The sequence below is a fragment of the Hyphomonas beringensis genome (assembly GCF_000682755.1).
In the GTDB taxonomy this organism is placed as follows: Bacteria; Pseudomonadota; Alphaproteobacteria; order Caulobacterales; family Hyphomonadaceae; genus Hyphomonas; species Hyphomonas beringensis.
Genome location: NZ_AWFF01000001.1, coordinates 33,280 through 54,765 on the forward strand (window position 1 = coordinate 33,280; position 21,486 = coordinate 54,765).

At 58.7% G+C, this 21,486-nt stretch carries 19 protein-coding genes; 11 read left to right on the plus strand and 8 right to left on the minus strand.

What is annotated here, in order from left to right; all coding sequences use genetic code 11:
- The first annotated feature begins 1 nt into the window (after position 1).
- Positions 2-685, plus strand: a complete 684-nt coding sequence (lexA, locus tag HY29_RS00165) for a transcriptional repressor LexA (RefSeq protein ID WP_034789555.1) — start codon at positions 2-4, stop codon at positions 683-685.
- Here lexA and HY29_RS00170 read toward each other — a convergent pair.
- Positions 682-2,799: a ComEC/Rec2 family competence protein gene (locus HY29_RS00170; RefSeq protein WP_051600955.1), complete on the minus strand. Its 2,118-nt coding sequence runs from the start codon at positions 2,797-2,799 to the stop codon at positions 682-684. The genes lexA and HY29_RS00170 overlap by 4 nt on opposite strands.
- 18 nt (positions 2,800-2,817) lie before the next feature.
- Between HY29_RS00170 and gltX the strand changes: the two genes are divergently transcribed.
- On the plus strand, positions 2,818-4,287 hold the full coding sequence (gltX, locus tag HY29_RS00175; protein WP_034789558.1) for a glutamate--tRNA ligase: 1,470 nt from the start codon (positions 2,818-2,820) through the stop codon (positions 4,285-4,287).
- Positions 4,288-4,326: 39 nt separating this feature from the next.
- Positions 4,327-5,631 (plus strand): citrate synthase, encoded by a 1,305-nt coding sequence (gene gltA, locus HY29_RS00180; protein WP_034789560.1) that lies wholly within the window; start codon positions 4,327-4,329, stop codon positions 5,629-5,631.
- A gap of 84 nt (positions 5,632-5,715) precedes the next feature.
- Here the strand turns inward: gltA and HY29_RS00185 are convergent, their stop codons facing one another.
- A complete protein-coding gene (locus HY29_RS00185) occupies positions 5,716-5,874 on the minus strand; it encodes an entericidin A/B family lipoprotein (RefSeq protein ID WP_034789562.1) in 159 nt (52 codons plus the stop codon).
- A 158-nt stretch (positions 5,875-6,032) separates the two neighbouring features.
- Between HY29_RS00185 and purQ the strand changes: the two genes are divergently transcribed.
- The gene (gene purQ / locus HY29_RS00190) at positions 6,033-6,701 is read left to right on the plus strand and encodes a phosphoribosylformylglycinamidine synthase subunit PurQ (protein ID WP_034789568.1); all 669 of its coding nucleotides are present in this window, start codon (positions 6,033-6,035) and stop codon (positions 6,699-6,701) included.
- 36 nt (positions 6,702-6,737) lie between these two features.
- Positions 6,738-7,748 (plus strand): adenosine deaminase, encoded by a 1,011-nt coding sequence (locus HY29_RS00195; RefSeq protein WP_034789570.1) that lies wholly within the window; start codon positions 6,738-6,740, stop codon positions 7,746-7,748.
- A gap of 85 nt (positions 7,749-7,833) precedes the next feature.
- On the opposite strand, the gene HY29_RS00200 is transcribed toward HY29_RS00195, so the two are convergent.
- Positions 7,834-8,172 carry a hypothetical protein gene (locus tag HY29_RS00200; RefSeq protein WP_034789571.1) on the minus strand — a complete coding sequence of 113 codons (339 nt, stop codon included), beginning with the start codon at positions 8,170-8,172 and terminating at the stop codon, positions 7,834-7,836.
- 419 nt (positions 8,173-8,591) lie between these two features.
- On the opposite strand from HY29_RS00200, the gene HY29_RS00205 reads away from it, so the two are divergent.
- A complete protein-coding gene (locus HY29_RS00205) occupies positions 8,592-11,012 on the plus strand; it encodes a TonB-dependent receptor plug domain-containing protein (RefSeq protein WP_155838150.1) in 2,421 nt (806 codons plus the stop codon).
- Between the two features lie 116 nt (positions 11,013-11,128).
- On the opposite strand, the gene HY29_RS00210 is transcribed toward HY29_RS00205, so the two are convergent.
- Entirely contained in the window at positions 11,129-11,758 is a 630-nt protein-coding gene (locus HY29_RS00210) for a hypothetical protein (RefSeq protein WP_155838151.1), read from the minus strand.
- 162 nt (positions 11,759-11,920) lie between these two features.
- On the opposite strand from HY29_RS00210, the gene purL reads away from it, so the two are divergent.
- Complete coding sequence (gene purL / locus HY29_RS00215) at positions 11,921-14,188, plus strand: phosphoribosylformylglycinamidine synthase subunit PurL (RefSeq protein ID WP_034789580.1); 2,268 nt, start codon at positions 11,921-11,923, stop codon at positions 14,186-14,188.
- 63 nt (positions 14,189-14,251) lie between these two features.
- On the opposite strand, the gene HY29_RS00220 is transcribed toward purL, so the two are convergent.
- Both HY29_RS00220 and HY29_RS00225 read right to left on the minus strand, forming a co-directional pair.
- Entirely contained in the window at positions 14,252-14,869 is a 618-nt protein-coding gene (locus tag HY29_RS00220) for a porin family protein (RefSeq protein WP_034789581.1), read from the minus strand.
- A 349-nt stretch (positions 14,870-15,218) separates the two neighbouring features.
- Complete coding sequence (locus HY29_RS00225; RefSeq protein WP_051600956.1) at positions 15,219-16,214, minus strand: M20/M25/M40 family metallo-hydrolase; 996 nt, start codon at positions 16,212-16,214, stop codon at positions 15,219-15,221.
- A 141-nt stretch (positions 16,215-16,355) separates the two neighbouring features.
- Here HY29_RS00225 and HY29_RS00230 point away from each other — a divergent pair, with 141 nt between their 5' ends.
- The 3 genes from HY29_RS00230 to grxD all read left to right on the plus strand — a co-directional run bounded on the left by HY29_RS00230 (position 16,356) and on the right by grxD (position 18,952).
- A complete protein-coding gene (locus HY29_RS00230; protein ID WP_034789583.1) occupies positions 16,356-16,592 on the plus strand; it encodes a BolA/IbaG family iron-sulfur metabolism protein in 237 nt (78 codons plus the stop codon).
- 70 nt (positions 16,593-16,662) lie between these two features.
- Positions 16,663-18,534, plus strand: coding sequence for a M2 family metallopeptidase (locus tag HY29_RS00235; RefSeq protein WP_034789586.1), 1,872 nt, complete (start codon positions 16,663-16,665; stop codon positions 18,532-18,534).
- Between the two features lie 79 nt (positions 18,535-18,613).
- Positions 18,614-18,952 carry a Grx4 family monothiol glutaredoxin gene (gene grxD, locus HY29_RS00240; protein WP_034789589.1) on the plus strand — a complete coding sequence of 113 codons (339 nt, stop codon included), beginning with the start codon at positions 18,614-18,616 and terminating at the stop codon, positions 18,950-18,952.
- A 3-nt stretch (positions 18,953-18,955) separates the two neighbouring features.
- On the opposite strand, the gene HY29_RS00245 is transcribed toward grxD, so the two are convergent.
- A complete protein-coding gene (locus HY29_RS00245; protein ID WP_162176652.1) occupies positions 18,956-19,195 on the minus strand; it encodes a hypothetical protein in 240 nt (79 codons plus the stop codon).
- Between the two features lie 213 nt (positions 19,196-19,408).
- Between HY29_RS00245 and rimO the strand changes: the two genes are divergently transcribed.
- A complete protein-coding gene (gene rimO, locus HY29_RS00250) occupies positions 19,409-20,764 on the plus strand; it encodes a 30S ribosomal protein S12 methylthiotransferase RimO (RefSeq protein ID WP_034789594.1) in 1,356 nt (451 codons plus the stop codon).
- On the opposite strand, the gene HY29_RS00255 is transcribed toward rimO, so the two are convergent.
- Entirely contained in the window at positions 20,746-21,450 is a 705-nt protein-coding gene (locus tag HY29_RS00255; protein WP_034789597.1) for a DJ-1/PfpI family protein, read from the minus strand. The two genes, rimO and HY29_RS00255, sit on opposite strands and share 19 nt — an antisense overlap.
- Between the last annotated feature and the right edge of the window lie 36 nt (positions 21,451-21,486).

Consider the following 21,486-nt stretch of genomic DNA (forward strand, 5'->3'; position numbering starts at 1 on the left):
GGTGCTTACCAGTAAACAGAAGGAATTGCTGCTCTTTATCAATGAGCGCATTCAGGAGACAGGCGTTTCGCCGTCATTCGATGAGATGAAGGATGCGCTGAACCTCGCCTCCAAATCTGGCATCCACCGCCTCATCACGGCACTTGAGGAACGCGGCTTCATCCGCCGCCTCGCGCATCGTGCCCGCGCACTGGAAGTGCTGAAGCTGCCGGAATCTGCCACCCCGGCCACGGCCCCGCGTGGACGTAAGGAATTCAAGCCGGCTCTCGTCGCTACAGGCCAGCCTGCGCCAGAGCCGACCTCTCGCACGGTGCCGCTGATTGGCCGCATCGCGGCGGGTCTGCCAATCTCTGCCATTCAGGAAGACAATGGCCAGGTGAATGCGCCGGATGGCCTTCCCGAGGGCGATGAACATTTCGCGCTGGTCGTGCAGGGCGATTCCATGATCGATGCCGGCATCCTGGAAGGCGACATCGTGATCTGCCGCCGCACAGACACCGCAAATACAGGCGACATTGTTGTCGCTCTGATCGATGGCGAAGAAGCCACGCTGAAGCGCCTGCGCCGCAAGGGCGCCTCTGTGGCACTGGAAGCCGCGAACCCCGCCTTTGAGACCCGCATTTTCGGACCCGACCGGGTACAGGTTCAGGGCCGCCTGGTCGCGCTGGTCCGCCGGTACGACTAGTCAGGTTCTGCAGAAGCCGGACAGGGTTTCCAGAGACGCGGATGGCAGATGCCTCGCGTCTCTGTCATGGCCCCGTCGGTCTTCAGTGTGATGCCATTCAGGCGCAGCACATCTGCCCAATAGATCGGACTCGCGCAGCCAGCCTGCGTGCCAGACACGGCTTGGCGGAGTTCATACGCGGCCTGCGTTTCCGGTATGCAGGTGGCGCTTGGCAGGTCAGGATCATTGAGGGCAATTCGGCCTGCGCCTGTCTCAAGGATGCAAGGCCAAGCAGAGCAAAGCCCTGCCGGTTCCAGCGCGCTGAAGCGCATGGGTGAGAGGCCGTCGCCGTCGATATAGGCAAGCCGCGCGACATCTCCGTCTGCTTGCCGCACGAAGACATCTCCAGATGGGCTCCAGTGCACAGCCATGGCAGGCGCGGCCATCCAGATCCAGACCGCAGGCCCGATCGCCAATGCAGGCAAGAGCGCCCTGCCCCATCCCTTCGCCATGACCGAGACCGCCAGAGCGAGGCTCAACAAGGCCAGTGTCAGGCCCGGCATCTGCTTGCCTGCTGACAGCATTGACGGGGCATGATCGGCGCAGAAATGCGCAATCATCAGGATCACTTCCAGCGAGTATCCAAACAGGCGCAGGCCGAAATCGCCATATCCGAAGGGCGTCAGGATCAGGGCAAAGGCCGCCAGCGGCGCGGTCGCAAAGGTGATGACCGGCATGGCCAGCAGGTTTGCGAGCAGGCCCAGCCCGGCCAGACGGTCAAAATGATAGAGCGCAAAAGGCGCAGTGGCTGTGCCCGCGACGAATGAGGTGACGGCCAGCGATGACCAGCTATAGCTTAGCTTGCCCATCACACGCTCCCGCGTTGCGCGGCGGTTCGTCCATGCTTCATAGGTCGCGATCAGCGCGCCGGAGGCTGCAAACGACATCTGGAAACCGGGCGTCATGACGCTTTCCGGCTGCATCAGCACGACAAGGATCATGGCAATCGCGAAAGACCGCATACTGAGCGCAGCTCGGTCGAACAGCACCGCGCCAAACACAACGGCAGACATGATGAAAGCACGCTGGGTGGAAACGCTCGCACCAGAGACGATGAGGTAAGCGAGGCTGGCCATCAGCGCGACAATGGCGGCGGGCTTCTGCACAGCCACGCGCAGGGCCAGCGGTTCGATCAGGGCCAGCGCGCGCCAGGTGAGGAAATAGACCAGCCCGCCAACAATCGCCATGTGCAGGCCGGATATCGCAAGCAGGTGCGCAAGACCGGAATTGCGCAGGGCCTCCTGATCCTCCAGCCGCATATAGCTGCGGTCTCCGGAAATCAGCGCGGCGGCAAAGCCCCCGGCCCGTTCCCCTGCCGCCTGCTGGACATGTCCCGCCAGTTGCCGGCGTAGCGCGGCTATCCTGAGGCCGATCTGGTGCCCCCATCCCGACGGCGCGCCCAGCGTGCCACCCCGGCAGCGGCCCTGCACATAGCCGACACCGCCCAATTGCTGGAACCAGGCCTGCCGCTGGAAATCATATTCCCCCGCCATGGAGGGCGCAGGCGGCGGCCGCACCACGGCCCAGCAGCGCACAAACCTGCCGGGCGAGACTTCCAGCCGGGCGCGGTGGGTCAGGCGCACATATTTCGGTGTCTCGGCGAGCGAATGCCGCGCCATGGCGTGGACCTGAATGCGCAGGCGCGGCCCCTTTGCGCCGGGCTCCACCTCTGTCAGCCAGCCTTCCAGCATGACAGGCCGGGCCTGACCCTCAACAACCGGAGCCGCAACCAGATACGACCGCAGACTGGCCGCCCCCGCTCCCAGCGCAACACCGAACAGCATCCATATGGCGAGTTGCACGCCATCCAGAACAAGGCTGCGGCGGCTGAGGATAACCAGCAAAAGCGCGCCAAGTGGCAGGGAGATCATCGCCCAGAGCGGCGGCTCCCACGGCAAGAGAAAGTACGCGCCCGCGCCCGCCGTCATGGAAAAAGCGAGCAGCAATGGCCGCACATCCACCGAGGCAATCGACCAGAGACCGCCCCATTCAACTGTATTGTGAGCGCGCTGCCCCTTGCCTTTGCTCGCAGTCTTGTGTTTCTGCGGCGCAGGCGCACGTATCGCGCCTGTCATGCGGAGCCTGCCTGTCCTATGAGCGTCATTACGCGTTTTGCCCCCTCTCCCACCGGCATGTTGCATATTGGAGGGGCTCGGACAGCACTTTTCAACTATCTCTATGCGAAACGGCACAACGGGAAGTTTCTTCTCCGCATCGAAGATACCGACCGCGAGCGCTCTACCGATGAAGCGACCGCCGCGATTCTCGAAGGCATGGAATGGCTTGGCCTGACGGCAGATGAGAAGCCGCTGATGCAGTTCTCCCGCGCTGGCCGTCATACGGAAGTTGCGCTCGACATGGTCTCCCGTGGCACGGCCTTCCGCTGCTATGCCACGCAGGAAGAGCTGCAGGCCCGCCGCGAGCTGGGCGAGGAAAAGCGCCAGGCCGCCAAGGCGGAAGGCATTTCCGAAGACGAGAAATCCACCTTGCTGGCTGAGGCCAATGATCTGCTGGGGCCTTACCGCTCCCCCTGGCGCGATGGCGCACCTGCCCCGTCAGAAGACGCCCCCTATACGATCCGCCTGCGCGCGCCGGATGGCGGAGACCGGATTGTTGACGATGGCGTACAGGGCACGGTCCGCATTCAGGCGAGCGAACTGGATGACATGATCCTGCTGCGCGCCGATGGCACGCCGACCTATATGCTGGCCGTTGTGGTCGACGACCATGATATGGGCGTGACCCATGTCATCCGCGGCGATGACCATCTGCGCAACACATTCCGCCAGATCCCGATTTATGAAGCCATGGGCTGGGACATTCCGAAATATGCGCATGTTCCGCTGATCCACGGCCCGGATGGCGCCAAACTGTCCAAGCGCCACGGCGCGCTTTCCACGCTGGCTTATCGCGAGATGGGCTATCTGCCGGAAGCCATGAAGGCCTACCTGTTGCGCCTCGGCTGGAGCCATGGCGACCAGGAGATTTTCACGGATGATGAGGCCGCCGCCTTGTTCGACATCAGCGGCATCAACAAGGCCCCAGCGCGGCTGGACCTTGAGAAGCTGGGGCAGATCAATTCCCACTTCATGCGCCAGGCAGATGATGAGCGCCTGTTCGGCCTGCTGAAACCCTCTCTGGAAGCAGAAAAGCCTCTGACTGAGGCGGAAACGGCCCGCATTCGCGCCGCCCTGCCCGAGATGAAGGATCGCGGCACCACACTGCCCGAACTGGCTGAAGCATTTGCCTTCCTGAAGGACATTCGCCCGATCGAATTGAACAAGAAAGCCCGCAAGGCTCTCAAGGGAGAAGGACTTGACCGCCTCGCCGGTCTGCGCGACGAACTGCAGCAATTGCCGCAATGGTCAGCGGAGACTATATCAAGCGCAATTGGTTCCTATTGCACCGCACAAGACCTATCTATGGGACAGGTAGGTCCGCCGCTGCGCGCAGCATTGACTGGGGGGCTTCCCGCGCCGGATATCGCGCCGGTGCTGGAGTGGCTGGGCCGAGATGAAGCAATGGGACGGATTGATGATCAAATTGCGCAGGGCCGGGAATAGCCCCGGGCTCGCGCTGTAGTGAACAAGAAGGGCAAGTTGATGGAAAATAAAGTGAAAGACGCCGGTACAGCCAAGATTGAGGTAGACGGCAAGACCTATGAGCTTCCGGTTTATTCCGGCACCCACGGACCGAATGTTGTCGACGTCCGCAAATTCTACGCCCAGTCCGGCCAGTTCACCTTTGACCCGGGCTTCACCTCTACCGCCAGCTGCGAAAGCCAGATCACCTTTATCGACGGTGAAGAAGGCATTCTTCTGCACCGCGGTTACCCGATTGGCCAACTGGCCGGCAAAGCCACTTTCCCTGAAGTCTGCTATCTGATCCTGAACGGCGAACTGCCGAGCAAAAGCGATCTCGGCACCTTTAACGAAGAGATCAAACAGCACACCCTGCTCCACACCCAGCTGGACCGCTTCTTTGACGGTTTCCGCCGTGACAGCCACCCGATGGCCATGCTGACCGGCGCTGTTGGCGCGATGGCATCCTTCTATCCTGGCGCCATGGACAGCGAAGATCCGGAAGAACGCCGGCTGGCTTCCATCCGCCTGATCGCGAAAATGCCGACGCTGTGCGCCCGTATCCTGAAGTACACTATGGGCCAGAAATTCGTCGATCCACGCAACGAACTGTCCTATGCCGAGAACTTCCTCAGCATGTGCTTCTCCGTCACGGCGGAAGACTACAATGTTGACCCGAAGATCGCGAGAGCGATGGACCGCTTCTTCATCCTGCACGCAGACCATGAGCAGAACGCCTCCACCTCCACGGTGCGTCTGGCTGGTTCTTCGGGCGCGCACCCGTTCGCAGCTGTCGCCGCTGGCGTTGCCTGTCTGTGGGGCCCGAGCCATGGCGGCGCGAACGAGGCCTGCCTCAACATGCTGCACGAGATCGGCAGCGTTGACCGCATTCCGGAATTCATCGCCCGCGCGAAAGACAAGAATGACAGCTTCCGCCTGATGGGCTTTGGCCACCGCGTCTACAAGAACTACGACCCGCGCGCGACCGTGATGCGCGAGTCCGCTCACGAGGTTCTGGACCTCCTGGGCCTGAAGGATCAGCCGATCCTGAAAGTTGCCATGGAGCTGGAGCGGATTGCCCTGGAAGACGAATACTTCGTCGACAAGAAGCTCTATCCGAATGTCGACTTCTATTCCGGCATCATCCTGGATGCGATCGGCTTCCCGAAGCAGATGTTCACCGTGCTGTTCGCCCTGGCCCGTACCGTTGGCTGGATTGCCCAGCTGAACGAAATGCTGGACGATCCGACCCAGCGTATCGGCCGTCCGCGCCAGATCTATACCGGCGCCGCGATGCGCGACTATGTGCCGATGGATCAGCGCTAAGCGCGCCTCCTGTCACAGGACATGAAAAAGGCCCCGGCATTGCGCCCGGGGCCTTTCTTTTTGGGAACTATTCGGGAGCCCCGGTCAGTCTTTCTTGGTGATCTTGTCTTTCACATCCCGCGCCGTATCGGAGACGACTTCTCCGCCAGCCTGAACGTCCTTTCCGACGCCCTCGACCGTGTTGCAGGCTGTCACCATGGGCAGCGCGGACAGCGCAAGGGCGGCAATCAGGATTTTCTTCATCTCTCGTCTCCCAGACAGTTAAAGCGCTGACAGAATGTGCCTGAAGCCGGATTTCGGCAAGGCGGCAGCGGCGTATGCGGCAATCGGCCTGCTCTTATGACGCAATGACGGCAAAAGCCTGTTCCCTTCCTGCCCGACTCCCTGCTAAAGGCCTGCGCATGAAAACTGCCGTGATTGTCTTCCCCGGATCGAATTGTGACCGCGACGCGCATGACGCCCTCGCCAAGGTAACGGGCAAGGCCCCTGCCATGGTGTGGCACAAGGATGGGACCATCCCCGAGGGCACGGACCTCGTCATGGTGCCGGGCGGCTTCTCCTATGGGGACTATCTGCGCTGCGGTGCGATGGCTGGCAATTCTCCGGTCATCTCACAGCTGCACGCCCATGCTGAACGCGGCGGTTACGTTCTCGGCGTCTGCAATGGCTTCCAGATTTTGTGTGAAACCGGCCTTCTGCCAGGGGCGCTGATGCGCAACGCTTCGCTTAACTTTGTCTGCCGGCCGCAGGCCCTGAGTGTGGAAAGCGCGAACACTGCCTACACATCCGCTTATGACAGCAAGCGCGAGGTGATCATTCCGGTCGCCCATCATGACGGCAACTACTTTGCCGATGATGCAACCCTGGACGCGCTGGAAGGCGAAGGCCGTGTGGCATTCCGTTACAGCAATGGTCAGAACCCGAATGGCTCTGCCCGCGACATTGCCGGTATCCTCAGCGAGAATGGCCGCGTACTGGGCATGATGCCTCACCCTGAGCGCGCAATTGGCGGTCATGAGGGCGGCACAGACGGTCTCGCCGTATTCGAAAGCTTGCTCTCAGCCGCCTGATCCGGCTCTATGGGCCTGCCTGACAGGAGCCCTCACATGTCTGCACATTCCGATCTCATCGCCCGCCTGCCGAAGGCTGAGCTGCACCTTCATATCGAAGGCAGTTTCGAGCCGGAACTGATGATGGCGATTGCAGAGCGCAACCGGATCGACATTCCGTTCAAGACGCTGGAAGAGGCCAAGGCCGCTTACGACTTCTCGAACCTTCAGGAATTCCTGGATATCTACTATCAGGGCATGAATGTGCTGCGCACCGAGCAGGACTTTCATGACATGACCTGGGCCTATCTGGAGCGCGTGAGACAGGACAATGTTGTCCATGTCGAAATGTTCTTCGACCCGCAAGCCCATACCGAGCGCGGCGTGCCTTTCGGTGTCGTGGCCGAGGGCATTCTGGCGGCGCTGAAACGCGGTGAGGCCGAGCTGGGCATTACGTCGGAACTGATCATGAGCTTCCTGCGCCACCTGTCAGAGGGCGACGGCTTTGTCCTGCTGGACGAGTCCATTCCGTGGCACGAGCATTTCATTGGGGTGGGTCTGGACAGTTCAGAGGTCGGTCACCCTCCCCTGAAGTTCAAAGGCCTGTTCGAGCGCTGCCGGGAGCTGGGCTTCAAGCTGTGCCTGCATGCCGGCGAGGAAGGCCCGCCTGAATATGTGCGCGAAGCCCTGCTGGATATTGGTGCAGACCGCATCGATCATGGCAATCGCGCCATGGAAGACCCTGCCCTGATCCAGGTGCTGCGCGATACGCAGACACCGCTGACCAATTGCCCGCTATCCAATCTGTCGCTCTGCGTACTGGATGATTTGAAAAAGAGCCCCGTGAAGACGCAGCTCGAAGAAGGCTTGCTGGTCTGCGTGAACTCAGACGATCCGGCCTATTTTGGCGGCTACATGAACCAGAATTACGAAGCGATTACAGACGCGCTGGACCTGTCCGCAGACCAGATCATCCAGCTCGCGCGGAACAGCTTTACAGGCAGCTTCCTCAGCCAATCACAAAAAGACCTGCACCTGTCTGAAATAGATCGCGTCATAGCCGGCTGAGAAAAGAGACAAAGATCACTGACAGGTCAAAAGGGGCGCAGACGCGCAGCCGCTCCCGCGCCCCTCTTCTATGCTAACTTAATTTTTAAGTCCCGCACGGACAGATTTCTTCAACAAGTCCGCAATACTGTTTGCAAAAATAACCATCATTATATGTGATGACGCAGCCCGGAGGGGCCTTGTAGCCTTCGCACGGCTTATCAGGTGGGAAAATTTGCCGCCCCGTATCAAGATTTACAGAAGAAACCTTGATCACACGCGCTTCATTCTGGTCGAGCGTATAGCCCAAATCATTCAGCGCCTTTTGAACAGAGTGTGCAGACTGGGGCGCAGCCGCTGCATCCGGGCTGTCTGTGCTTGGTAATGCAAAAGCAGACATGGATGCCGTGAACAGAATAGCACCTAAAATAAAACCAGCTTTCATGGGAAACCTCCTGAGTCTTAAATTCATTACGCCCTACCAAAAGTAATATTACCACAACTAAAGGTAGACATTAAGATCCTCTTTTGCCCGTTATCCGATATAATTCGACTCCAGGGACTACCAGAGGAGGCTGGCGCCTTCCCCTTCCCGTAACAAATTGATTCCTTTGTGAATAAGCCGTGGCCCAATGGGGTTAAGTACAGCTGACTGTGCAGATGCCTAATTCTTGTTCAGCTGAATAAGTTTCACTATTGGCTGTGTTTATCAGGCGACAAATGTGTGACGCTGAAAGCACAATTCTGAAGTGACTTGCGTTAATCCAGCAATTTCTTGCCTTACAGCCCTGTAACCTCCCCCCGGAGGCGACTACTTCTTGCCTGTGGGGCGTAGTAATCATAATTACAGGAGTAAACTGCAAGATGACCAAGTTGCGGACATTGCTCGTTACGGCTTCTTCCTTTGCCGTGGCTGCAGCTATCTCTCCCGCGTTCGCTCAAGATGACACAACCCAGTCATCGGACGAATTGCGGCAGGGTGAAATCGTCGTCACCGGTACACGCACGGCAAACCGGACAGCACTGGAAACAGCTGTTCCTGTCGATGTGTTCCCGGTGGAAGAACTGACCGAGACCGGCCGTGTGGAACTGAACCAGATTCTGGCCACAACCGTGCCGAGCTTCAACTTCAACCAGACAGCCATCAATGACGGTACGGACATCATCCGCCCCGCCACCCTGCGCGGCCTGTCTCCTGACCAGACGCTGGTACTGCTGAACGGCAAGCGCCGTCACATCTCTGCGCTGATCAACATCAACGGCTCTGTGGGTCGCGGCTCTGCTGCTGTGGACCTCAACTCCATCCCGACCAGCGCCATTGGCAACGTTCAGGTTCTGCGTGACGGTGCCTCTGCCCAGTATGGCTCTGACGCTATCGCAGGCGTGATCAACGTCATCCTGCGTGAAGCAGATCATGGTGGCGGCCTGAACATTCGCTACGGCGCTCATGTCACCGATCTGGAAGGCCTGGACCGCAGCGAAGTTGATGGTCAGACGACCAATATTGGCGGCTGGGCTGGCTTCGGCCTCGGCAACAATGGCTTCCTGACAGTCTCCGGCGAATACTCCCTGCGCCAGCGCAGCAACCGCGCCGGCCTGGATCCACGTCAGCAATTTCCTGACACCCCTGCTTATGCCGAAGCAGAGCGCACCTTCGACCGCCTGAACCATGTCTATGGCAACGGCCGTATGGAGAACATCAACTTCTTCTTCAATTCCGGCTATACGCTGAACAACGGCGTAGAGCTCTACGCTTTTGGTGGCGTTCAGGAACGTGAGGCGGAAAGCCCGGGCTTCTATCGCCGCGCAATCGATTCCCGCAACATCCCCTCCATCTATCCGGGCGGCTTCCTGCCGATTATCGGCGGTGACGTGACGGACTACAGCCTTGGTGGCGGCTTCCGCGGTACGGCTTCTGGCTGGGACTATGATGTCAGCGCAGTCTATGGCTCCAACGAGCTGGACTATTCTGTCAACAACTCCCTGAACGTGTCGCTTGGACCGGACAGCCAAACGTCCTTCGATGCCGGTTCTCTGGCATTCGATCAGCTCACGATCAATGCAGATGTCGTCAAAACATTCTACAACATGCTGCCGGGCGAAACGTCTCTGGCCTTTGGTGTGGAATATCGTGACGAGACCTTCGAAATCACGGCAGGTGAGCCGGCTTCCTACATCCAGGGCCCGTTCCCTGGCGCTGCGGGCAGCCAGGTGTTCCCAGGCTTCACACCCGAATCCGAAGTGGATGAAGGTCGCGATGCTGCCGGTATCTATGGCGAAATCGAATGGGTTCCGAATGAGAAGACGCTTCTCTCCGCAGCTGTGCGGTATGAAGACTATTCTGACTTCGGTGATGCTGTAACCGGCAAGGTTGCAGGTCGTTACGAGTTCACGGACCAGATTGCTGTTCGCGGTGCGATCGCCACTGGCTTCCGCGCTCCAAGCCTTCAGCAGCAATACTTCACGGCGATTTCCACCAACTTCATTGATGGTGTGCCGTTTGAAGTGGGTACGTTCCCGGCAACGTCTCCTGCAGCCCTCGCCCTTGGCGGTGGCCAGCTGGATGCTGAAGAATCGACCAGCTACTCCCTGGGTACGGTGATCACGCCAACGAATGACTGGTTCGTCACCATCGACGCCTACCAGATCAATATCGACGACCAGATCTTCCTGACGGAAAACCTGGGTGGCGACGATGTTGATGACGTTCTGGCAGATGCCGGGGTGACCGGTGTTCAGCGGGTTCGCTTCTTCCAGAACGGTATCGAAACCGAAACCAAGGGTGTCGACATCGTTACGAAGTATGGCTTCGACTTCGACGCCATGGGTACGCTGGATGTGTCTGCTGCATTCAACTATTCAAAGACGGAAGTCACTTACGTTCCTGAGAACACAGTGATCCCGTCTCTGACTCTGTTCGGCCGTGACCGTACGCTGACCCTTGAGGAAAGCGCTCCGGAAACCAAGCTGATCTTGAACGCGGACTATTCCTACCAGCAGGCCGACTTCAACGTGCGTGCGACCCGCTATGGCGACGTTCTGGTGCCATCCACCAACCCCGACAATGACTTCACTCTGGAATCCGACTGGATCCTCGACGCCTCTGTCGACTTCCATGTCTCAGAGAAGTTCAGCGTTGGCATCGGTGCGGACAACATCCTGGACGAGTATCCAACCATGACGCCGGACGGCCTGAGCTTTAACGGGATCTTCCCGTACTCAAGCCGCAGCCCGTATGGCTTCTCCGGTCGCTTCGTCTACGCCCGCGCCAGCTATAACTGGTAAGCAGGCGATCTTTCATCGGCGCCTTGCGGCCTGATGTAATGACAAGCTGAAACAAAGCTGGCCCGTCTCATATGAGGCGGGCCAGTTTCGTTCAGGGGATTGAACTTTCTTGGGGATCAGGTGCCAGAATCGGCGGGGGCTTCTTCGCCCGTCTCTTCCGTGTCTGCCCCTTCGAGATTGGACTCGATCGGCGGACGACATGACTCGATCAATTCCTCAACCATCGGGTCTGTCGGCATCACGTAAGCGCTATCGCCTGCGACGAAGCGAAGGTCGCCGTCACCATTGGCCAGAGCATTGGCCGCCGTTGAGCGGGTATCGAACATACCCACGATTTCCTGACTCTCTTCATCGACCTGGGCCACGATGGCCGCATTGCTGGCCGAGGTGAAAACCCCGACCTGGGACGGAGCGTCCTTGCCCGCAAATGTGCGGCGCAGAACCAGCACGTTCTGGGCATTTTCACCTGCAAAGGCGTCTGGCTGCTGGCAGGTGATCGACAGGCTGACCGCGCCATCTTCCGACATGTAGGCCACTTGCTGGCCGCGGGGCGTATCGGTCTTCTCCCACGCGCCTTTGACTTCGGTCACTTGGATCTCAGGAGCCTTGTCGGCTTTCTTGGCGTCCTTGTCGGCGGAATTAATGGGGGCTGGGGCCGGCATGGCCTCTCCATCCGCCTTGGTGACGTTCTGCCCGCAGGCTGCGGCAAGCAGGGGTGCTGCCAGGATAATCAGATGTTGTTTCACGGTCGGCTCCTTTCCAAAGCTGCCTGTTTCCATTGTTTCAAACGCCCTTACCCACGGAAGGCTTCGTTAAAATGCGTTCATTTCGCGAAAACCGGCCTTCTGAGGCCTCTCAACGGCAATAGAGTCTGGCGACTCGTGGCGATTGCGGCTAAAGCGCCGGGCATGACTGACACATCCGCGATCCTCGCCCACCTCACCGCCGAGCAGGACGAAACTGCCGGCTTGGAACATGGCATCAAGGCCGATGAATGGGAGCGACTTGTTACCCGTCTCGAGCGTAAGCCGAACCTTGTAGAACTCGGCATCTATTCGGTGATGTGGTCCGAGCATTGCTCCTACAAATCATCCCGCCGTCACCTGTCGAAATTCCCGACCAAGAATGACCGCGTGATCCAGGGGCCGGGCGAAAATGCCGGTGTGATCGACATTGGCGATGGCCAGGCCGCCATCTTCAAGATGGAGAGCCACAACCACCCCTCCTATATCGAGCCCTATCAGGGCGCTGCGACCGGCGTTGGCGGCATTTTGCGCGATGTTTTCACCATGGGCGCGCGGCCGATTGCGCTGGTCAATGCGCTGCGCTTTGGCTCGCCTGACCATCCAAAGACCCGCAGCCTAGTCTCCGGCGTCGTGGCGGGCATTGGCGGCTATGGCAATTGCGTCGGCGTGCCGACCGTTGCGGGCGAGACGCAGTTCGACGAGGGCTATGATGGCAACATCCTGGTCAATGCGATGGCGGTTGGCCTCGCCGATCAGGACAAGATCTTCTATGCGCGGGGCGCAACGCCGGGTAATCCGATCTTCTATGTCGGCTCCAAGACGGGCCGCGACGGCATCCATGGCGCAACCATGGCGTCTGCCGAATTCTCCGAAGGTGACGAAGAGAAACGTCCGACCGTACAGGTCGGCGACCCGTTCACCGAGAAGCTGCTCATCGAAGCCTGTCTGGAACTGATGGCGACGGACGCCATCCAAGCGATCCAGGACATGGGCGCCGCGGGCCTGACCTCCTCCTCCGTCGAAATGGCGGCCAGTGGCGGAGAGAATGGCGAAGGCATTGGCGTGGTCATGGACCTCGACAAGGTGCCCCAGCGCGAGGAAGGCATGACCGCTTACGAGATCATGCTGTCGGAGAGCCAGGAGCGCATGCTGATGGTGCTCTACCCCGACAAGATTGATGTCGCGAAAGCCGTGTTCGACAAATACGATCTCTCCGCAGAAGTCATTGGGCACACCACGGATACGGGTCACCTCGTGCTGACGCAGTTTGGCGAGACCGTCTGCTACATTCCCGTTGCCCCGCTCGCCGAAGACGCACCGAACTATGACCGCCCATGGAACGAGCCGCCGAAGCGGGCAGCTTTTGACGTCACGAAGTATGACGCGCCAAGCGATCATGGCGAGACACTGCTGAAGCTGATGTCCTGCCCTGACATGGCCTCCAAGCGTTGGATCTGGGAACAATATGACCGCCATGTGATGGGCGACACGGTCGATAGCTCTCAGTCCCAGGGGGACGCAGCGATTGTGCGCATTCACGACACGAACAAGGCACTGGCCATCTGTTCCGATTGTAACCCGCATTATGTGGCGGCAGACCCGTTCGAAGGCGGCAAGGCCGTTGTGGCAGAGGCCTATCGCAACCTCTCTGCCGTTGGCGCGACACCGATTGCGATCACGGACAATCTGAATTTCGGGAACCCGGAAAAGCCGAATACGATGGGCTATATCGTAAAGGCGATCGAAGGCATGGCAGAAGCCTGCCGGGACCTCGACTTCCCTGTCGTGTCCGGGAACGTGTCGCTCTACAATGAGACCGATGGCAAGGCGATCCCGCCGACCCCTGTTGTGGGCGGCGTGGGCCTGATCGAAGACCTCACCAAAGTGGCAACGCTGAAAGGTGCGCAGGAGGGTGATGTTGCCTTCCTGATTGGGGCGGACGGAAATGAGCTTGGCGCGTCCCTCTACGCCCGCACCATTCTGGGCCTCAAAGGCGAAGCACTCGGCACCTCCCCCACAGTGGATCTGACAGAGACGGTGCGTATCAGTACGGCAGTCCGCAAACTGATCAAGGATGGCGCTGTACGCGCCGTGCATGATGTCAGCGATGGGGGCGTTGCCTGCACGCTGACAGAAATGGCGCTTGCGAGTGGCGTCGGCGTGGAAATCTACGGGCCAGACTCCGGTCATGCGGGATACCTGTTCGGGGAAGACCAGAACCGGTTCGTGATTGCTGTCGATGCGGCTGATGAAGAAGTCACGCACCAGAAACTGAAAGACCTTGGCCTGCCCTATACATACATCGGCAAGTTCAAGGGTGATGTGATTGAGTTCGCACTGGTGGGCGCAGAGCGGCAGTCCATTTCGCTCGCGAAGCTGCGCGAGGCCCACGAAGGCTGGCTGCCGACTTACATGAATTCCGTGGACTGAATGTGAAAAGCCCCTCCCGCATTCTGCGAGAGGGGCAATGCCTTCAGCTACAATAGCGTTCGATTAGAACTTGTAGCCGAGACCCAGCATCACACCATTGGTGTCGGTGCTGTCGAAGGAATAGTAGGTGTAGTCACCACGCAGTTCCCAATTGTCATTGAGGTCATAGGTCATACCTGCGCCGATGGCCGGGCCATCTGCAGAATCCTCAATGTTGATGGCGGTGCCACCTGGCGTGTTCACGGATGCGTCCACGTCGATATAGGCATAACCTGCACGAGCGAAGAGATTCATACGCTCCGTAACCGGCAGGTCTGCGCGGCCATAGAGACCGACCAGATAGTTCAGGCCGATATCGCCTGATGCGCCGATGACGTCTTCAAAGTCACCATCATCATTGTCATCAAGATTGAACTCGTCTTCGTCGACATTGTAGTCGAACTCACCATCATCAATGCCGCTGGCCAGTTCACCTTCAAGGCTGAAGACATTGTTGAACTTGTAGCCAAGACGTGCGGCGATGCCATTGGTATCCACACCGCTGTCAGCACCATCCGGCTTGATGTCCAGATACTGATACCCGCCGTCCAGATAGAGGCCTGTGTCATTGTCATAAGACTGGGCATTCGCCGTTGCTGCCAGACCCGTAGCTGCAGAGGCAATCAGAATATACTTAAACATGTGGTCTCCTTTAAGACAAAATCAGCTCCCGCCAGATCGACGAGACCACAAGGAAACCGTGTCCGAACTGTGTTCGTTCCGATGACAATTCCGCAAGCTGCAGCAGTTGCAGCAAAGCCACATATTCTTAACGCGGATTAACCGCGCATGAAGTTGTTTTAATGGAACTTTTCCAGTTCCACGGTCTGAAATCTGCAAGCCCCCTCAGGGGTATGCGCAGTGATGCAGGAACCAAAACGAAAGCAAGGCGTAACGCAGGGTTGCTCAGAACAAGAAACACATATTGGGCCCTCAAAAGGTTGACTGTCGGGCCTTAAAGTATACTCTGTACACGCCTGTTATTAGGGCTTTAATAGTTGCCCTCAATCCACGCATCGGACTTTTTGGCAGCCAGCGCGATCGTATCCCCTGCCCTGAGAAAAAAGTCATGTGTGATGTTCACATAATCATCGGAAGGCTGGTGATAGCCGGCATGGTCCTCAACGCCGAAGTAAAGGAACGGAATTCCGGCCGTATAAAAGGCGCCATGGTCGGATGCCTCCGTCCAGTCATCATGCCCAAGCTCCGGCTGGTCATGCCCGACAAGAAGTGACACAGGCGCTTCGGCCGCGATCTCTTCGACCAGCGGCAACAGCGCGGGCGTGTGGTATGTGCCCGCCACATAAAGCTCGCCTGCCTCCGAGCGGCTGACCATGTCGAGATTGATATTGAGAGCCACGCGCTTCATATCGAGGGCGTCTGACGCAACCAGCGCTTTGGCGCCTTGCAGCCCGATCTCTTCGCCATCCAGAGCGGCAAAGGCGACATCATGCGCAGGACGGTGGCGTTTGAAGTATTCAGCAATCGCGATCATGGCCGCCACGCCCGACGCATTGTCATCTGCGCCATTATAGATCTCACCATCTATCACGCCGAGATGATCATAGTGCGCCGTGATGACCAGCATCGGCCCCTTGCCGGGTGTCTTGCCAGGCATCCAGCCAAGCACATTCACGCCCTCTTCCGGCAATTTATCATCTGACGCGTCCTCCGGTGCCGTAATCGGGAATGGATGTTTGTAATTGTCGCCAACAGGTTCCAGCCCAATTGTCTCGTAGCGCTTCAGGATGAAATTCATCGCGGCATCTGCGCCTTCGGTGCCGGTACGGCGGCCCTGCAGGGCATCCGAGGAAAGCGTCTCCGTCAGGTTCAGCATGGCCGGCCCGTCAATATACTGGGTCTGATAATGCGTGAGGGCAGCAGCCTGATCAGAATTATCACGCGTCGACAGAAAGAAGACGACTCCCCCGATGATCGTCAGGACGAGCAGGATTTCGGAAATAATAAAGGCGCGGCCGATCTTCATGAGATGGAGGTCCTGTATGCTATGAAAGACGCGAATACCCTATTCGCATGGCGCGTCTCTCACAACGCCCGTGCACCGATGCTTGACGCCGCACGCCGGAAACGCCACCTGTGCCCGGCACCAGGATGAAGGAAGACTGCCATGGCCATGTCCCGCGATACGTTGCTTGGATATCTGACGGATGCATTTCCGGAAGCAGAGATCACGCTGACGGACCTCGCCGGAGATGACAATCACTGGCAGGCGGAGATCGTCAGCCCGCAATTCGCCGGACTGCCCCGGGTTAAACAGCATCAGATGGTATATTCTGCCCTGAAAGGCGCGATGGGCGGGGAACTTCATGCGCTGGCACTGAAGACAAAGGCCCCATCTTCTTGAACAAGCTGGATTGACGCAACGAACGGTTCGCGGTTGTTTGCCCTGCATCCAAGGATGAGGAAACAACCTTATGAAACGTTTGACCCTGACAAGCAGCGTGATCGCGCTGAGTCTTGTGCTGGCCTCGTGCGCCGCGCCGGAAAGCTCTGAAGCGACAAAGACTGATCTGGCTGAAACGACAACAGAAGCCCCAGCCGAAACCGACCACGCTGCAGAGATCGCCGAAGCGCGCGCTTTCCTTGAGATGGCGGAAGCAAAGCTGGCCGCGCAGAGCAAGATTGCCGCGCAGGCCTACTGGAACCAGGCGACCAACATTACCGAAGAGACCAATGCTGCAGCCGCAGAGGCTGGTGCTGTCTCGACCAAGCTGGCCGTGTCGCTGGCCAATGAGTCCAAGAAGTTCGATGTGGATGTCCTGCCGGCAGACCTTGCCCGCAAGATGAACATCCTGCGCTCCAGCATCACCATTCCAGCCCCGTCTACCCCCGGCGCGGCGGAAGAGCTTTCCAAGATAACGACCAATCTGGACGCCACCTATGGCACCGGCAAGTTCACCTATAAGGGCGAAGCGCTCAATCTGGACCAGCTGTCCACGATCATCGAAACCAGCCGCGACCCGGAAGAGCTGAAAGCCGTCTGGGAAGGCTGGCGTACGATCTCTCCTCCAATGAAGGATGACTATGCTCGCATGGTCGAGATCGCCAATGAAGGCGCCGAGGAACTGGGCTTCCCTAGCCTGGATCAGATGTGGCTGTCTGGCTACGACATGCCACCGGAAGACATGGAAGCGGAAGTCGAGCGCCTGTGGACGCAGGTCGAGCCGCTCTACAAGGAGCTGCATTGCTACACGCGCGCCAAGCTAAACGAGAAATATGGCGACGATGTACAGCCACGCACCGGCCCGATCCGCGCCGATCTGCTCGGGAATATGTGGGCCCAGCAATGGTCCAGCATCTATGACATCGTGAAGCCGGCCGATGTGGTCGCGCCAAGCTATGATTTGACAGAGCAGCTTCAGGAAAAAGGCTACACGCCGATCAAGATGGTGGAGACCGGCGAAGCCTTCTTCACGTCACTGGGCTTCGATCCGCTGCCGAAGACGTTCTGGGAACGCTCCATGATTGTGCGCCCGGCGGATCGGGAAGTGGTTTGCCACGCCTCTGCCTGGGACCTGGACGATGAGGACGATGTCCGCATCAAGATGTGTACTGAGGTGAACGCGGAAGACTTCTACACCGTGCACCACGAGCTGGGTCACAATTTCTACCAGCGCGCCTACAAGGATCAGGACTATCTTTACAAGAACGGCGCACATGATGGCTTCCATGAAGCGATCGGTGACTTTGTCGGCCTGTCCATCACGCCAATCTACCTGCAGCAAATCGGCCTGATCACGGAAGACCAGATCCCGCCGGCAGACGCCGATACGGCGCTGCTGCTGAACACGGCGCTCGACAAGATCGCCTTCCTTCCCTTTGCTCTGACCGTAGATGGCTGGCGCTGGGATGTGCTGTCGGGCAAAACTGCACCGGAAGCGTACAATCAGGCCTGGTGGGATCTGCGCCTGAAGAACCAGGGTCTTGTACCGCCAGCCCCGCGTCCGGCCGATGCGTTTGACCCCGGCGCGAAGTACCACGTTCCGGGCAACACGCCCTATCTGCGGTATTTCCTGAGCTACATTCTGCAGTTCCAGTTCCACAAAGCCGCCTGTGAGCAGGCCGGATGGGAAGGCCCGCTGCATCGCTGTTCCATCTATGACAACAAGGAAGTTGGCGAGCGCTTCAACGCCATGCTGGAAGCGGGTGCATCAGAGCCTTGGCCGGACACGCTGGAGAAGTTCACTGGCACCCGCCAAATGGATGGCAGCGCGATCATCGAATACTTCGATCCGCTGATGCTGTACCTGAAAGACCAGAACGCCGACGAAAGCTGCGGCTGGTAATATCACTTACCCGGCAGCTTCGCTTCTTGACGCTGCCGGGTATCCACCACACATGCTGTGCAGACAGCGGAGATATCTAATGACTGATCAAGCCACACTCGACGCCATCGGCAAGGCCGTGAAGAGCAATGACGTTGTCCTTTTCATGAAAGGCACGCCGACCTTCCCGCAGTGCGGTTTCTCATCCGTCGTGGTTCAGGTGCTCGATTATCTTGGCGTGGAATATGTCTCCACCAACGTTCTCGAAGATCAGGCTGTCCGCGAAGGCATCAAGGTCTATTCCGAATGGCCGACCATCCCGCAGCTTTACGTCAAAGGCGAGTTCGTTGGCGGCTGTGACATCGTCAAAGAGATGTTCGAAAGCGGCGAGCTGCGCGACTTCCTGAAGGAAAAAGGCATTGAGCTGGAAGAGGCCTAAGCCTCAGCCCTGCTCTGCCGCATAATTTGCAACCATTTGATACGCATCCATCGGGCTGTCAGCCTGTACGATGGCGGGTGATGCCAGGAACATGGCGCTGAACGCCAAGCCGGCCATATAGCCCTTACGGCGACGGAATGGCATCGGATAACAGGCTTTCGCGGCACGGCGCCATTGCTTCAGCGTGTACCAAACCAGGTAGACGCCAAGCAGCGCGAGGCCCCAGCCTGCCAGATTAATCATCCATCCTTCCATATTCGCCTCTACTATCGAGTGTTCACCCGATATCATGGCTAACAGAGTGACATTTCCACGACTCCAAGTTTTTGGACCAATTTGGGACAAGGCCTGCAACGAAGTGGTAACCATATTTCAGCCTGCATGGAGGACATGAGGGTTGGGCGGCTCTGTCGGCATGGTCTTCCCAGACATTGGCTTTCGTTATAGCAGGACGCGATGAACACGACACCGATTGCCCCTGCCCCGATCCGGCCCGCGAAATCCCCGAAAGTGGGGATTGTGTCCCTTGGCTGCCCAAAGGCGCTGGTGGATTCCGAGCGTATCATTACGCGGCTACGTGCCGAAGGGTATCAGATTGCGCCGGATTATGATGGCGCAGACCTTGTGCTGGTGAATACGTGCGGTTTCATCGACAGCGCTCGCGATGAAAGCCTGGATGCCATCGGTGAGGCCATCGAGGCAAATGGCAAGGTGATCGTGACGGGCTGCCTCGGCGCAGAGCCCGACGTGATCGAGAAAGCCCACCCTAAAGTGCTCGCGATTACCGGGCCGCACCAGTACGAAGCGGTCATGGACGCGGTGCATACACATCTGACGCCGCCGCACAATCCTCACCTTGATCTGGTGCCGGAAGCTGGCCTGCGCCTGACGCCTCGCCATTATGCGTATTTGAAGATCTCGGAAGGCTGCAACAATCGTTGCTCCTTCTGCATCATTCCAAAATTACGCGGAGACCTCGCCTCCCGGCCGATCCACCACGTGCTGACGGAAGCCGAGCGCCTGGTCGGCGCAGGTGTGAAGGAATTGCTGGTGATCAGCCAGGACACGTCCGCCTACGGCCTGGATGTACGCTACAAACCGGAAACCTGGCGCGGCACTGAGTATCAAACGCGCTTCCTTGATCTGGCAAAGGGGCTCGGCAGCCTCGGCGTCTGGACGCGGATGCACTATGTCTACCCTTACCCGCATGTAGATGATGTCATCCCGCTGATGGCGGAAGGCCTGATCACACCCTATCTGGACATCCCGTTCCAGCATGCCTCTGCCCCGGTCCTGAAGGCCATGAAGCGTCCAGCCAAGCAGGACCGCGTTCTGGAGCGTATCCAGCAATGGCGCCGGGACGTGCCGGAGCTTGCCATCCGCTCGACATTCATTGTCGGTTTTCCCGGTGAGACGGACGAGGACTTCGACATCTTGCTGGACTTCATCCGCGAAGCCAGGATCGACCGGGCGGGTTGTTTCAAATACGAGAACGTCGCCCATGCCGACAGCCGTGACCTGCCCGGGCATATCCCCGAAGAGGTCAAGGAAGAACGCTGGCACCGCTTCATGGAAGTTCAGGCGCAGATCTCTGCAGACCGGGCAGCCGCTCAGGTCGGCACGGTTCAGGATGTCATCCTCGACGGCCCTGGCGAAGAGCCGGGGGAGATGATTGGCCGGACGAAAGCCGATGCGCCGGAAGTCGATGCCGTGGTTTACCTGGAGAATGCGAGCCACCTGAAGTCAGGTGATATTGTCCCGGCAAAGATTACCGGCGCCGACGATTACGACCTCTACGGGGCTCCCGCCTGAGCGCGCATCAGCTCACCCGCCTCATGGGCTTCGGCCCGCCGGGAATCCATCAGCTTGGACATGTGAGCATTGTAGGCTGAAAGCGTTGCCGCCTCAGCCAGTTCCGGACGTCCTCCGGGGAATGGCGGAGCTGGCGCGTACTCATAGCCGAGCGTCAGGGCCTTGGCGTAATCCTCTCCGGCAATCTCAGCCACCATCGTCAGGGCGAAATCGATCCCGGCGGTGACACCGCCGCCCGTGAAAGTATTGCCATCGCGCACAACGCGGCCCTCATCGATGACGGCGCCGAACTCGGTCAGCAACTCCCGCCATGCCCAGTGGCATGCAGCCCGCTTCCCCTGAAGCAGCCCTGCCGCGCCAAGAATAAGCGAGCCGGTGCAAACTGATGTGACATAGGTCGCGCTCTGCCCAAGGCGGCGAACATGACCCACGAAGTCTTCATCCAAAGCGACTTTCGTCGCGGTTAAGCCACCCGGCACACAGAGGAGATCGCATTGTTCGATTTCAGAGAGTTTCGACGTACGTCCGATGACAAGATTGCCTTCCGCGAGAATGTCACCGCCATCCCGGCTCGCAATTATGGTTTGGGCATCGGGTAGTCGGCACAAGACCTGGTGCGGTCCGGTAAAGTCTAGCTGCGTCATGTTATCGTAGACGGCGAACACGGTGGTGAATGTCTGGCTCATGGCTGCCTCCTTGCTGACCCGTCTTCCATGGACTAT

What these genes read in the sequence shown, in the direction of transcription:
- HY29_RS00255 (WP_034789597.1), bottom strand. Translation starts at nt 21,450, where the DNA reads ATGAGCCAGACATTCACCACCGTGTTCGCCGTCTACGATAACATGACG.
- HY29_RS00245 (WP_162176652.1), bottom strand. Translation starts at nt 19,195, where the DNA reads ATGATTAATCTGGCAGGCTGGGGCCTCGCGCTGCTTGGCGTCTACCTG.
- HY29_RS00170 (WP_051600955.1), bottom strand. Translation starts at nt 2,799, where the DNA reads ATGACAGGCGCGATACGTGCGCCTGCGCCGCAGAAACACAAGACTGCG.
- grxD (WP_034789589.1), top strand. Translation starts at nt 18,614, where the DNA reads ATGACTGATCAAGCCACACTCGACGCCATCGGCAAGGCCGTGAAGAGC.
- HY29_RS00230 (WP_034789583.1), top strand. Translation starts at nt 16,356, where the DNA reads ATGGCCATGTCCCGCGATACGTTGCTTGGATATCTGACGGATGCATTT.
- HY29_RS00235 (WP_034789586.1), top strand. Translation starts at nt 16,663, where the DNA reads ATGAAACGTTTGACCCTGACAAGCAGCGTGATCGCGCTGAGTCTTGTG.
- HY29_RS00200 (WP_034789571.1), bottom strand. Translation starts at nt 8,172, where the DNA reads ATGAAAGCTGGTTTTATTTTAGGTGCTATTCTGTTCACGGCATCCATG.
- HY29_RS00185 (WP_034789562.1), bottom strand. Translation starts at nt 5,874, where the DNA reads ATGAAGAAAATCCTGATTGCCGCCCTTGCGCTGTCCGCGCTGCCCATG.
- HY29_RS00225 (WP_051600956.1), bottom strand. Translation starts at nt 16,214, where the DNA reads ATGAAGATCGGCCGCGCCTTTATTATTTCCGAAATCCTGCTCGTCCTG.
- HY29_RS00205 (WP_155838150.1), top strand. Translation starts at nt 8,592, where the DNA reads ATGACCAAGTTGCGGACATTGCTCGTTACGGCTTCTTCCTTTGCCGTG.
- HY29_RS00195 (WP_034789570.1), top strand. Translation starts at nt 6,738, where the DNA reads ATGTCTGCACATTCCGATCTCATCGCCCGCCTGCCGAAGGCTGAGCTG.
- rimO (WP_034789594.1), top strand. Translation starts at nt 19,409, where the DNA reads ATGAACACGACACCGATTGCCCCTGCCCCGATCCGGCCCGCGAAATCC.
- gltA (WP_034789560.1), top strand. Translation starts at nt 4,327, where the DNA reads ATGGAAAATAAAGTGAAAGACGCCGGTACAGCCAAGATTGAGGTAGAC.
- purQ (WP_034789568.1), top strand. Translation starts at nt 6,033, where the DNA reads ATGAAAACTGCCGTGATTGTCTTCCCCGGATCGAATTGTGACCGCGAC.
- purL (WP_034789580.1), top strand. Translation starts at nt 11,921, where the DNA reads ATGACTGACACATCCGCGATCCTCGCCCACCTCACCGCCGAGCAGGAC.
- gltX (WP_034789558.1), top strand. Translation starts at nt 2,818, where the DNA reads ATGAGCGTCATTACGCGTTTTGCCCCCTCTCCCACCGGCATGTTGCAT.
- HY29_RS00220 (WP_034789581.1), bottom strand. Translation starts at nt 14,869, where the DNA reads ATGTTTAAGTATATTCTGATTGCCTCTGCAGCTACGGGTCTGGCAGCA.